The organism is Pantoea sp. V106_11 (genome assembly GCF_029967885.1).
GTDB lineage: Bacteria > Pseudomonadota > Gammaproteobacteria > Enterobacterales > Enterobacteriaceae > Pantoea > Pantoea ananatis.
On record NZ_JASCAK010000024.1, the window covers coordinates 15,059 to 27,254 of the forward strand.

The following is a 12,196-nucleotide window of genomic DNA, read 5'->3' on the forward strand; positions in this document are numbered from 1 at the left end:
CTCCTCAGGGTTTAGCCAAGGGGGCAACAAAGCGGCTGGTGACATAACGGCTGTAATCACTGCCAGCCTGCGGCACTTTTCCCTGCGCTTTCAGAAACTGCGCCGTATCCACGATGGCCTTGTTCACCGGCTGATCCAGCTGTTTAACCTGCTGCGCGGCCGTAAGGTAGGTATTGCCTTTTACCAGTTCCGGAACCGCTTGCTCTGGCACGCCGCTTAAACGCGAAAGCTTGCTGAGGTTGTCAGCCTGTTTCAGCCACTTTTCCGGGTCATCCAGATAGGCTTTCTGCGCCTCAAGGGCGCTGCGGGCAAAGGCGGTAACAATATCAGGATGCTGCTGCGCGAAGTCTTTACGCACGACCCAGACATCCAGCGTAGGCGATCCCCAGCGGCCAACCTGAGAAGAGTCTGTCAGGACCTTGCCGTCCTTTTCCAGTGCATTGACCGCCGGTGCCCAAACGTACGCGCCGTCGATGTCGCCCCGCTGCCAGGCGGCCACAATAGCGGGCGGCTGCAGGTTCACCAGTTGGACCTGGGAGGGTTTAATTCCCCAGTGCTTCAAGGCAGCAAGCAGGCTGTAGTGCGTGGTGGAGATAAAGGGGACGGCGATGCGTTTGCCAATCAGATCCTGAGGGCTGGCGATGGTTTTCCTGACAACAAGCGCTTCTGAATTCCCCAACTGAGAGGCGAGCAAAAACGCTTCTATCGGGAGTTGCTGCGTCGCCGCAACCGCTAGCGGACTGGACCCAATATTGCCTATCTGCACATCTCCGGATGCCAGGGCGCGCAATACGCCCGCCCCACTGTCGAATTTGCGCCAGGCTACCGTTGCGCCGCTCTCTTTAGCAAAAGTGTTATCTGCCTGCGCCACCTTGGCCGGTTCGGCAGAGGTTTGATACGCCACCGTCACGTCGACCGCGCCGGCCTGAAACGCCAGCAGTGCCAGCACAGTAGCCAAAATGGTTGACTGCCCTTTTAACATGATTTTCCCCATCACTTTTATGATGTGGGCAGTGTTGCTGGCAGGATTAATTTCACAAAGGAATTAAAAGTTATCCCTAATAGAAAGAAATTCTTAGATCATCATCTGCAATAGATTGCCGTTATATGCAAATTAAAATTCAGACAAAAAGCCATAAATTTGTCAGGCGCTCACATGCTGGGTGTGCTATTGATATGCGCTATTATTTGCTCCCGGTGAGGCCTGCGAGTTCGATGTCGATCGACAAAGTTGCCCTGTTAGCTGGCGTGTCTAAAGCCACGGTATCCCGCGTGCTTAACGCTCATCCAGGTGTGAAAGCGGATACGCGCCAGAAAGTGCTGGATGCCATTTCAACCAGCGGCTATCAGCCAAACCTGTTAGCGCGTCAGTTGCGTACCTCACAAAGCCATATGCTGCTGGTGCTGATTTCAGATATCACCAATCCCTTTTGTTCCAGGGTGGTGCAAGGCATTGAATCGGAAGCCGAAATGCATGGCTACCATATCCTGTTGTGTAATTCCGCCTCGCAGTTTAAACGCGAAGCCGCTTACCTGACGCTGCTCACAGGCAAAGTCGTTGATGGCGTCATTACCATGGACGCGGCGGCCGGTCTGGAAAGCCTTATCGATATCATTGGAGATGCGCCTTGGGTACAGTGCTCAGAGTTTGATCCTCAGATTGCGGCATCCTCGGTCTCCATCGATCATCTTGAGGCTGCGCGCGATACCGTACATTACCTTGCTGCCAGAGGCCGCCAACGCATTGCACTGGTCAACGGCGACATGCGTTATCTGTATTCCCAGTATCGTGAGCAGGGTTATCGCCAGGCCATTGAGCAAACGGATTTGGGCTGGTCTAAGGTCGTCTATACTGCGGATATTTCCTGTGAAGAAGGCAGTCGGGCTTTACGGGAGATGTTGCACTCGCCCGAGCGACCAGACGCGGTCTTTGCCGTGTCCGATGTACTGGCGGTCGGCGTCGTGCATGCGGCGCTGGAAGCAGGCTTGCGCGTACCCGAGGATTTGGCTGTGGTAGGGTTTGACGGTATTCCCTTTACCGGCAGCCTGAATCCGCCTTTGACCACCATAGAGCAACCGATGAATGAGCTGGGCGCCCGCAGCGTACAGTTGCTGCTGAAAAAAATCCGTCAGCCCCATGCGCCGGTTGTCAGGGAGGTGCTGCCCTGGAAGCGCCTGGAACGCGCCTCCAGTTAATGTCAGCGCCAGATGAGCAGTACGCAGGCTGCGGTTAACAGCCCCATACTGAGGTTAAATATCTTCCACGCGCGCGGACTGCGTAAAACACGGCCAATCATCGCGCCAAACCCCATCCAGATGATGCCCGCGACCAGATTGACCATCACCATCCCTACGCTGATTAACAGGACAGAGTGGCGATATCCGGCACCGGCCAGGCTAAAGCTGGCTATCGCCCCCAGGGCCATTAACCAGGCTTTGGGATTGATCAACTGCAACAATCCTCCCTGCCAGAAGGGCATGGGCGAGACCGGCGCCGCATCGGTCTCCAGCTTTTCGTATGCGGCGGTCGCAATTTTCCATGCCAGCCACAGAAGATAGAGGCTCCCGGCAACTTTCAGGATAAGGTGCAGTGAGGGATAGAGCAGGATCAATCCCCCTACGCCAAACGCCACCATCAGTAGCATCAGTTGCATACCAATCATGATGCCGACCATTAACGGAAGGGTACGGAAAAAGCCAAAGTTGGCGCCCGAGGCGGTGAGTAACATATTATTAGGGCCGGGTGTAATCGCCGCGACCCAGAGAAACCCTAACATTGATAAAAAAAGACTGAGTTCCATTAATCCGGGTTCTCCCTCCATTATGTGAAAACTTATCGAAGCTAACAGTGTGATATGGAACAGACAAGCCTTTACAACATGAAATTTTCGGGCCCGGACGGCGCGGCGTTCAGCCCCATGCGCGGCCTGACCAATCCGCATGTGCAAACCATACTGCCGCGCCTGTTCCGCCGTACTCTAGCGTTAACGCCTCACTGGCAGCGGCTGGATTTACCCGATGGTGATTTTGTCGATCTGGCCTGGAGTGAAGATCCACAGTTTGCCGCGCATAAACCACGCGTGGTGCTGTTTCATGGTCTGGAAGGAAGCTTCCACAGTCCCTACATCCATGGCCTGATGCAAGTCTGCAGGCAACGTGGCTGGCTGGCCGTAGTGATGCATTTTCGCGGCTGTAGCGGCGAGCCGAACAGGCTAAACCGGATTTACCACTCCGGCGAGACGGAAGATGCACGCTTTTTCCTGACCTGGCTGAAGGCCCGCTGGGGACAGGTTCCTACTGCAGCTGTGGGGTTTTCGCTGGGCGGGAATATGCTGGGTTGCCTGCTGGGCCAACAGGGCAGTGACGTTGCGCTGGATGCCGGCGTTATCGTTTCGGCACCCTTGATGCTTGAACCCTGTAGCGCCCGACTGGAACGCGGGTTTTCCCAAATTTATCAGCGTTACCTGCTGAGCCAGCTTAAAAAGAATGCCAGGCGCAAGCTGCACGCATGGCCCGACACCTTACCGGTCAATCTCAGTCAGCTGAATGCCCTGCGTCGCCTGCGTGATTTTGACGACGCCATCACGGCCCGGGCGCATGGCTTTGCCGACGCCACGGACTATTATCGCCGTGCCAGCGCCCTGCCGTTGCTGAGATCGGTGACAAAACCGTTGCTGATTATCCATGCAAAAGATGACCCCTTTATGAGCGATGAGGTGATCCCGCAGAATGACCAGTTATCTGCCACTATTACCTATCAGCTGACAACACACGGTGGTCATGTTGGATTTGTGAGTGGTACCCTGCGTCAGCCTGAATTGTGGCTGGAACAGCGCGTGCCGCAGTGGATTTCCCCTTATCTGGATAGCTAACCCTGTGATTATTCCCTGGCAACAGGTTTCTCCCGAAACCCTTGAAAACGTTATTGAAGCCTTTGTTCTACGCGAAGGTACCGACTACGGCGAACAGGAACTCAGCCTGACCGAAAAAGTCGCCAATGTGCGACGCCAGCTGCAGCAAGGTGAAGTCGTGCTGGTCTGGTCTGAGCTTCACGAATCGGTCAACATCATGCGCAAAAGTGAGTTCCGTGGCTGATGCACAGAATGAAAAATCGTGCTAACAATGCTCATCGCCTGATTTCACAGGGAGTTTCACTATGTCGGCACGTCATCCGATTATCGCGGTAACAGGTTCCAGCGGTGCCGGAACCACTACCACCAGCCTCGCATTCCGTAAAATTTTTCAGCAACTCAATTTGCACGCGGCCGAGCTGGAAGGGGACAGTTTCCACCGATTTACCCGGCCTGAAATGGATATGGCTATCCGTAAGGCGCGCGATCTGGGTCGCCATATCAGCTACTTTGGCCCGGAGGCGAATGATTTCGGTCTGCTGGAGCAGACCTTTGTTGAATACGGTGATCAGGGCAAGGGCCAGTCACGTAAATACCTGCATACCTACGACGAAGCGGTGCCCTGGAATCAGGTACCAGGTACCTTTACCCCGTGGCAGCCGCTGCCACCGGATACGGACGTGCTGTTTTATGAAGGACTGCACGGCGGCGTCGTGACGGCTCAGCACAACGTCGCTGAAAAAGTGGATTTACTGGTCGGCGTCGTCCCCATCGTTAACCTGGAGTGGATTCAGAAGCTGGTACGCGATACCGGTGAACGCGGTCATTCGCGTGAAGCCGTAATGGATTCGGTGGTGCGCTCAATGGAAGATTACATCAATTTCATTACGCCGCAGTTCTCACGCACCCATATTAACTTTCAGCGGGTTCCAACCGTCGACACCTCTAACCCCTTTGCGGCACGCACCATTCCTTCACTGGATGAAAGTTTTGTCGTCATCCACTTTCAGGGGCTGGAAGATATTGATTTTCCCTACCTACTGGCCATGCTGCAGGGATCGTTTATTTCCAATATCAACACGCTGGTTGTACCTGGCGGGAAAATGGGGCTGGCGATGGAATTAATTATGGCACCGCTGGTAAAACGGCTCATGGAAGGCAAACGCATTGAATAAAATCAGAGGCCGCGCTGGCCTCTGAATAATTACAGCTCGATAACTTCGTAACTGTGGGTAATTTCCACCCCTTTGCCTAACATAATGGCAACCGAGCAATACTTCTCAGCTGAAAGGTCGACCGCACGCGCCACGGCTTTATCTGAAAGTGCTTTTCCACTGACGATAAAATGCAGGTTGATGCGGGTAAAGATGCGAGGCGCTTCTTCCCGGCGTTCTGATTCGAGTTTTACTTCGCAATCAGCCACATCGTTGCGACCTTTTTGCAAAATTGATACCACATCAATGGCGCTGCATCCGCCGGCCGCCATCAGCACCATTTCCATAGGGCTGGGCGCTTTATCGCCGGAATTGCCGTCCATTAAGACCTGATGTCCGGACGAAGACTCGCCGAGGAATGTTAACCCTTCAACCCATTTGACTCTTGCCTGCATAATCTGGCCCCCAGAATGCCCTGTTTTTGCGTCAGAGTACGCTTTTGCCTGGTAAACAGCAATCCGGAGAAATCAGCCTTATTGCTGAAGCGAGACAACACAAGACAGTCGGCGAAAGCTGTGCTACAAACAGTGCTGAAAATATTTTTCGTCATCCGAAGACGAAGCCGGGAAGAATGATGCGCTCTGCGCAAATGCAGCCCGAATAATTTCCTGAATGGAAACACGCTTAACGCTTTCATCGCCTGGCAGGGAAACTGAGCCCTGTATTTTGGGCACGATTACAATAGAGGATAATAGCGAATGGTTCTCGGCAAACCGCAAACAGACCCTACACTTGAATGGTTCCTGTCCCATTGCCATATTCACAAGTATCCATCCAAAAGTACGCTGATTCACCAAGGTGAAAAAGCCGAAACGCTTTACTACATCGTGAAAGGTTCCGTCGCGGTACTGATTAAGGATGAAGAAGGCAAAGAGATGATTCTTTCTTATCTGAATCAAGGCGATTTTATTGGTGAGCTTGGCCTGTTTGAAGAAGGTCAGGAGCGCAGCGCCTGGGTACGTGCGAAAACTGCGTGCGAAGTGGCAGAGATTTCCTACAAGAAATTCCGTCAGCTCATTCAGGTTAACCCGGATATTTTGATGCGCCTTTCTTCTCAGATGGCTCGCCGTCTGCAGGTGACGTCAGAAAAAGTGGGGAATCTCGCTTTCCTGGATGTGACCGGACGCATTGCACAAACGTTGCTTAATCTGGCTAAACAGCCAGATGCCATGACGCATCCTGACGGCATGCAAATTAAAATTACTCGTCAGGAAATTGGCCAAATCGTTGGTTGTTCACGTGAAACCGTGGGCCGTATCTTGAAGATGCTGGAAGATCAGAACCTGATCTCCGCACACGGCAAAACCATCGTTGTTTACGGCACACGCTAAGCCTGACTGTTCACGGCGTGATGGCGACATTATGCCGTGAATGTCTTGTGTTGAGCCGATGTGGCGAAGAATAATCTATCACCCCGAAGTTAACTATGCGCTGCGCCAGACGCTGGTGTTGTGCCTTCCCGTAGCGCTCGGCTGGCTGTTCGGCGATCTGCAAAAAGGATTGCTGTTCTCATTGGTTCCCGCCTGCTGCAACATTGCCGGTCTGGACACGCCCCACAAACGCTTCTTTAAACGCCTGATCATCGGCGGCAGCCTGTTTGCCCTTGGCAGTTTACTGATGCAGTGGCTGCTGCTTAAAGACGTGCCGCTGCCGCTCATCCTGTTTGCCCTGCCTTTGCTGCTTGGCGTCACCGGAGAGATCAGTCCGCTGCACGCCCGACTGCTGCCCGGCACGTTAATCGCGGCAATTTTTACCCTCAGCCTGATTGGCCGTATGCCCATTTACGTTCCGCCCCTGCTCTATATCGGTGGAACGCTCTGGTATGGCCTGTTCAACTGGTTTTGGTTCTGGCTGTGGAAAGAGCAGCCGATGCGCGAAAGCCTGAGCCTGATCTACCGTGAGCTGGCAAATTACTGTGACGCCAAGTACAGCTTATTGACGCAGCTGACCGATCCGGAAAAAGCCCTGCCGCCCCTGCTGGCGCGTCAGCAAAAAGCGATCGATCTGATCAACACCTGCTATCAGCAAATGCATATGCTGTCTGCGAGTCGCGATCACAGCCACAAACGCCTGACCCGGGCGTTTCAGGTAGCACTGGATCTGCAGGAGCATATCTCCGTCAGCCTGCATCAGCCGGAAGAGGTCCAGAAGCTGGTCGAGCAAAGCCATGCTGAAGCCGTCATCCGCTGGAACGCCAGAACGATTTCAGCCCGGCTGCGCGCGCTGGCCGACGATATTCTGTATCACCAACTCTCTGGTCGTTTCGATATGGACAAGCAGTTGGGTGCGCTGGAGAAAATCGCCCTTCAGCATCCGGACAATCCGGTGGGTAACTTCTGTCTCTATCATTTCAGCCGTATCGCCCGGGTGCTTCGAACCCAAAAGCCGCTTTATCAACGCGACCTGATGGCCGATCGCCAGCGTCGTTTACCGCTGCTGCCCGCGTTGCGGAGCTATCTGTCGCTGCGGTCTTCCGCACTGCGAACGGCCGGGCGTTTTTCCGTCATGCTGATGCTGGGCAGCGCCCTGGCCGTGTTCTTTTCGATTCCTAAGCCCTACTGGATTTTGATGACCATCATGTTTGTCAGCCAGAGCAACTACAGCGCAACCCGCGTACGTATTCAGCACCGGGCCCTGGGAACCTTTGCCGGACTGGCTATCGCGGCGGCGTCGCTACGCCTGGATGTGCCTGAACCGCTGGTGCTGAGCATCATGCTGGTGATTACCTTTATCAGCTACCGTTTTACCCGCCAGTTTTACGGCTGGTCAATAGTGGGATTTACGGTGACGGCCGTTTATACGCTGCAACTGCTCTCCCTTAACGGGGCACAGTTTTTACTGCCCCGCCTGCTGGATACGCTGATGGGCTGCCTGATCGCCTTTGGGGGCATGTTATGGCTGTGGCCGCAGTGGCAAAGTGCCCTGCTGCGCCAGAATGCCCATGATGCGCTGGAGGCCTGTCAGGATGCCCTGCGAATGTTGCTGGGCCCGGAGCAGTCACCCGATGCGCTGGCTTACCAGCGGGTTAAGGTCAACCAGGCGCATAACGCCGTATTCAACTCCCTGAATCAGGCCATGCAGGAGCCGGGATTTAATTCACGCTACCTGCAGGATATGCGCTTATGGGTCACGCACTGCCAGTTTATCGTGGAGCACATTAACGCCATGACCATTCTGGCACGTGAACATACCATGCTGCCGCCCACGCTGGCTGAGCACTACCTGCAATGGTGCGAGATCGCCCTGCAACGGTGTCAGCAAAGGCTGGAATATGATGGGGAAAGTTCGCAGACGGATCTGCTACAGGGCGTGGAAGATATAAATGAGGGGCCGGTCACGGTACTGGAGCAGCACGTCAGGCGCATCCTGGAGCATCTGAAAGTCATGCACACGATCTCTTCTCTGGCCTGGAACCAGCGGCCTCATCATGGCCGCTGGCTGTTGCGCAGTCTGCGCCGCAAATAACTCAGGCAGACAGCACTTTCTCTACCGCACGGGCAAAGCGAGCCATGCCCTCTTCGATATCGGCAGGCTCGATAATCAGCGACGGTGCGAAGCGCATCACATCTGTTCCGGCCACCAGCACCATGACGCCTTCCGCAGCTGACGCATTCAGAATATCGCGCGCCTTGCCCGCATGCTGCGGCTTCAGGGCTGCACCAATCAGCAGGCCTTTACCACGGATATCACTGAACAGGTCGTGACGCGCATCAATAGCCTTGAGCGCCTCAACAAACTGCTGGCGGCGGATTTCTACCCCATTCAGTACAGCTGGCGTATTGATAATATCTAACGCGGTTTCTGCGATCGCGCATGCCAGCGGATTGCCGCCATAAGTCGTGCCATGCACGCCAGGCGCCATGGTTGAGGCTACCTCATTGGTGGTCAGCATGGCGCTTACCGGAAAACCGCCACCCAGCGCCTTCGCCGAGGTCAGAATATCGGGCGTCACGCCGTAGTGCTCATAGGCAAACAACTTACCGCTGCGCCCCATGCCGCTTTGCACCTCATCCAGTACCAGCAGCGCCTGGTGTTTGTCGCACAGTTCACGTAACCCCTGCATAAACGCTGGTGTTGCAGGCATCACACCGCCTTCACCCTGAATCGGCTCCACCACAATGGCGCAAGTGTGATCGTCAATCACCGCCTTAACCGCGTCCAGATCGTTGAACGGCACATGAACGATATCGGCGGGTTTCGGGCCAAAACCGTCGGAGTACTTGGGCTGACCGCCCACCGTTACGGTGAACAGCGTCCGGCCGTGAAAGGCGTTGTGAAAGGCAATGATTTTGCTTTTGAACGGGCTGTGGCGTTTACAGGCATAGTAGCGAGCCAACTTAAACGCGGCCTCATTGGCTTCTGCCCCCGAATTAGCAAAAAAGACCCGCTCCGCAAACGTGGCGTTGATCAGTTTACTGGCCAGACGCAGCGCAGGTTCATTGGTAAACACATTGCTGGTATGCCATAAGGTTTCGCCCTGTTTCTTCAGGGTCTCAACCAGCGCCGGGTGGCAATGGCCCAGAGCGGTCACGGCAATGCCGCCAGAGAAGTCGATATATTCTTTACCCTGTTGATCCCAGACGCGGCTTCCTTTGCCTTTTACCGGTACAAACTGAGCAGGTGCATAAACAGGCAAAATAACCTGATCGAACGTCTCACGCGTTACTGCCATATTTTCCGCTGTCATTGACAACCTCATTAACTGATTCGTTGAGTCACGATGAAATAATAATCATGAAATATGCATAAAAAATCACTTAAAGGCAAACACAACTTTACTGGTGCAGGAAATTAGCCAACAGCTGGTGTCCCTGTTCACTGAGGATGCTCTCTGGATGAAACTGCACGCCTTCCAGTGCGAGCGTTTTATGGCGAATCCCCATAATCTCATCCGGCTGGCCGTTACGCAGGCTCCATGCGGTCACCTCGAACTCATCAGGTAAGGTTTCCGTTTTGACAATAAGTGAATGGTAGCGCGTAACGGTCAACGGCTGATTCAGACCGCGGAAGACGCCGCAACCATTGTGCTGCACCGCCGAGGTTTTACCATGCATTACCTCGCGAGCGCGGACGATCTGCGCCCCAAAAACCTGGGCTATCGCCTGATGGCCCAGGCAAACGCCCAGTACAGGAAGACGGCCAGCGTAATGGCGGATGGCCTGCAATGAAATACCGCTCTGATCGGGCGTGCAGGGGCCGGGAGAAATCACCAAATGAGTCAGCGGCAGCGTGCGCATCTCATCAAGGGTAATAGCATCATTTCTTACTACCCGAACCTGAGCACCCAGTTGGCAAAAATACTGGTAGAGGTTCCAGGTAAACGAGTCGTAGTTATCAATAAGCAGCAACATGATTGTGATTTCAGGCAGACCGGAGGGATGCGCGGAGCGTTCAGCATCCAGAGTGATGACCAGAGCGCTATCCTATCATGCTGTTCAGGATGAGTGTGATGTGGGGATGCAGGATAACCGGTTTCGTGCAGGGCGACGCACCTGGGGCGCCGCCCTGTGGCGTAAGCGGATCAGGGGGCTTTGGCTTCACTGACGATACGGGCAAAGAGCTTTTCCAGCGGCTGCAACGCGCCGGCGGCACTGGCCTGATTTGCCGCAACCCAGTCTTCGGCGCTCAGGTTGTCCCATTCCAGCACGTAGCCGGCATGCAGCGCCAGCTGTTCAAAGAAAATACGCTGCGCCCTGCCGTTACCTTCGCGGAAGGGATGCAGCATATTGACTTCGCAATAGTACCAGGCAATCCGTTTTACAAACTCAGCCTGAGGCAGACAGGCCAAGGCTTTCTCCTCTTCCAGCGCCGCCATCAGTGCATTTCCCTCTTTTTCGATGTACTCGAAATGACAAAAAGGGGTTTCGTCGCGCCAGATGTCCAGCGTACGCAGTTCGCCGGCCCAGCTATAGACGTCCTGAAACAGGGTACGGTGAATATGGCAGAGGTAGGGCAATCCGATCTTGCACGGGCCCAGTTCAAGCGTGGCAAGGCGCGCGGCACTAAAGCTTAACTCGGCTTTACGCAGCTGCGCGGCATCGTGAATATCAAGACGGTTTTTCAGTACGGTATCGTTTTGCCACAGGTAGGGATCCTGAGTGACGGCAGTGTTAGCAGCCATATTGCCTCCTCAGTGAGGCCAGACGCGCTTCTGCATCTTCACCCTTGATTTCCGGTTCCGTCAGGGTAAAGCCTTCGAGCCGACAGCTTGCCCGATAGCTGGCATTTCGCCGCTGTTGCCAGAGCGCTGCTTTTTGTTTATCTGTGAGTTTGTTTGCCATACCGCCTCCTGCTCAGGTTTGCTCTAAGTATAAGAGCAAATTTTCCCTTTGCCGGAGACGAGATGGCATGGGATCAAATTACGGTAAGACTTTCGCTGACAAAATGACCACAGGTTTGGTTGGCACATTCTGATACGGGCCCACGTCTTTTGTCGGCACCTGAGAAATTTTATCCACCACGTCCTGGCCTTTGACAATCTTACCAAATACGGCGTAACCAAAATCACGTTGACCGTGATCCAGGAAAGCGTTGTCAGCAACGTTCAGGAAGAACTGGCTGGTGGCGCTGTCTTTATCGGCGGTACGGGCCATTGAGATGGTGCCACGCAGGTTGCGTAAGCCGTTGTCTGCTTCGTTTTTAATCGGCGCGTTGGTCTGTTTTTGCTGCATTTCACTGGTAAAGCCACCGCCCTGGATCATAAAGCCAGGAATGACGCGGTGAAAAATCGTGTTGTTGTAGAAACCGCTGTTGACGTAATCCACGAAGTTTTTAACTGAAACCGGTGCTTTTTGATTATTCAGTTCGAGTTCGATATTGCCAGCAGAGGTGGTAAGCAGAACATGCGTATCACCTTTAGCCGCTAAAGCTGAGGCGGAAACAGAAGAGAGCGCTAACAGGGCAACTGCCGCTGTCAAAGTACGTTTAAACATGAGTAATTCCTTACTTTGGAGAGCCAGCTCAAAAACGATATTGATTGTAAAGAGCATGTAATACAAGAGCCAGCGTTTTACCTATATTTACGCTAAAGGCACCCACCAGAGCCTGAATAAGGTTGCTTGCGCTTCGTGACTAAAATCACAGTATTGATGAAATGAATGACATCAATTTTCACTCTTAGTTTATTAAGAT

Annotated in this window: 14 protein-coding genes; 6 read left to right on the top strand and 8 right to left on the bottom strand. The window is 53.9% G+C overall.

Going from position 1 to position 12,196, the window contains the following annotated elements:
* Positions 1-4 precede the first annotated feature (4 nt).
* Positions 5-994 (bottom strand): taurine ABC transporter substrate-binding protein, encoded by a 990-nt coding sequence (gene tauA, locus QLG08_RS07390; RefSeq protein ID WP_014594767.1) that lies wholly within the window; start codon positions 992-994, stop codon positions 5-7.
* 221 nt (positions 995-1,215) lie between these two features.
* Here tauA and QLG08_RS07395 point away from each other — a divergent pair, with 221 nt between their 5' ends.
* Positions 1,216-2,196, top strand: a complete 981-nt coding sequence (locus tag QLG08_RS07395; RefSeq protein WP_282472876.1) for a LacI family DNA-binding transcriptional regulator — start codon at positions 1,216-1,218, stop codon at positions 2,194-2,196.
* 2 nt (positions 2,197-2,198) lie between these two features.
* Here QLG08_RS07395 and QLG08_RS07400 read toward each other — a convergent pair whose 3' ends face one another.
* Positions 2,199-2,801: a LysE family translocator gene (locus QLG08_RS07400; protein ID WP_028715869.1), complete on the bottom strand. Its 603-nt coding sequence runs from the start codon at positions 2,799-2,801 to the stop codon at positions 2,199-2,201.
* Positions 2,802-2,855: 54 nt separating this feature from the next.
* On the opposite strand from QLG08_RS07400, the gene QLG08_RS07405 reads away from it, so the two are divergent.
* The 3 genes from QLG08_RS07405 to QLG08_RS07415 all read left to right on the top strand — a co-directional run bounded on the left by QLG08_RS07405 (position 2,856) and on the right by QLG08_RS07415 (position 5,026).
* Positions 2,856-3,872 carry a hydrolase gene (locus tag QLG08_RS07405; protein ID WP_014594769.1) on the top strand — a complete coding sequence of 339 codons (1,017 nt, stop codon included), beginning with the start codon at positions 2,856-2,858 and terminating at the stop codon, positions 3,870-3,872.
* 4 nt (positions 3,873-3,876) lie between these two features.
* Entirely contained in the window at positions 3,877-4,095 is a 219-nt protein-coding gene (locus tag QLG08_RS07410) for a YheU family protein (RefSeq protein ID WP_013027490.1), read from the top strand.
* Between the two features lie 61 nt (positions 4,096-4,156).
* Complete coding sequence (locus QLG08_RS07415) at positions 4,157-5,026, top strand: phosphoribulokinase (protein ID WP_013027491.1); 870 nt, start codon at positions 4,157-4,159, stop codon at positions 5,024-5,026.
* Between the two features lie 29 nt (positions 5,027-5,055).
* Here the strand turns inward: QLG08_RS07415 and QLG08_RS07420 are convergent, their stop codons facing one another.
* Positions 5,056-5,460, bottom strand: coding sequence for an OsmC family protein (locus QLG08_RS07420; RefSeq protein ID WP_013027492.1), 405 nt, complete (start codon positions 5,458-5,460; stop codon positions 5,056-5,058).
* 303 nt (positions 5,461-5,763) lie between these two features.
* Between QLG08_RS07420 and crp the strand changes: the two genes are divergently transcribed.
* Both crp and QLG08_RS07430 read left to right on the top strand, forming a co-directional pair.
* On the top strand, positions 5,764-6,396 hold the full coding sequence (crp, locus tag QLG08_RS07425; RefSeq protein ID WP_000242758.1) for a cAMP-activated global transcriptional regulator CRP: 633 nt from the start codon (positions 5,764-5,766) through the stop codon (positions 6,394-6,396).
* A 58-nt stretch (positions 6,397-6,454) separates the two neighbouring features.
* Positions 6,455-8,530: a YccS/YhfK family putative transporter gene (locus tag QLG08_RS07430; RefSeq protein ID WP_014604862.1), complete on the top strand. Its 2,076-nt coding sequence runs from the start codon at positions 6,455-6,457 to the stop codon at positions 8,528-8,530.
* A gap of 1 nt (position 8,531) precedes the next feature.
* Here the strand turns inward: QLG08_RS07430 and QLG08_RS07435 are convergent, their stop codons facing one another.
* The 5 genes from QLG08_RS07435 to ppiA form a co-directional block, all read right to left on the bottom strand.
* Positions 8,532-9,752, bottom strand: coding sequence for an aspartate aminotransferase family protein (locus tag QLG08_RS07435; RefSeq protein WP_013027494.1), 1,221 nt, complete (start codon positions 9,750-9,752; stop codon positions 8,532-8,534).
* Positions 9,753-9,840: 88 nt separating this feature from the next.
* A complete protein-coding gene (locus QLG08_RS07440; RefSeq protein ID WP_014594773.1) occupies positions 9,841-10,416 on the bottom strand; it encodes an aminodeoxychorismate synthase component II in 576 nt (191 codons plus the stop codon).
* Between the two features lie 170 nt (positions 10,417-10,586).
* Positions 10,587-11,186, bottom strand: coding sequence for a putative adenosine monophosphate-protein transferase Fic (locus QLG08_RS07445; RefSeq protein WP_014604861.1), 600 nt, complete (start codon positions 11,184-11,186; stop codon positions 10,587-10,589).
* The gene (locus tag QLG08_RS07450) at positions 11,176-11,346 is read right to left on the bottom strand and encodes a YhfG family protein (protein ID WP_013027497.1); all 171 of its coding nucleotides are present in this window, start codon (positions 11,344-11,346) and stop codon (positions 11,176-11,178) included. The genes QLG08_RS07445 and QLG08_RS07450 overlap by 11 nt, the downstream gene beginning before the upstream one ends.
* A 78-nt stretch (positions 11,347-11,424) precedes the next feature.
* A complete protein-coding gene (gene ppiA / locus QLG08_RS07455) occupies positions 11,425-11,997 on the bottom strand; it encodes a peptidylprolyl isomerase A (protein ID WP_014604860.1) in 573 nt (190 codons plus the stop codon).
* Between the last annotated feature and the right edge of the window lie 199 nt (positions 11,998-12,196).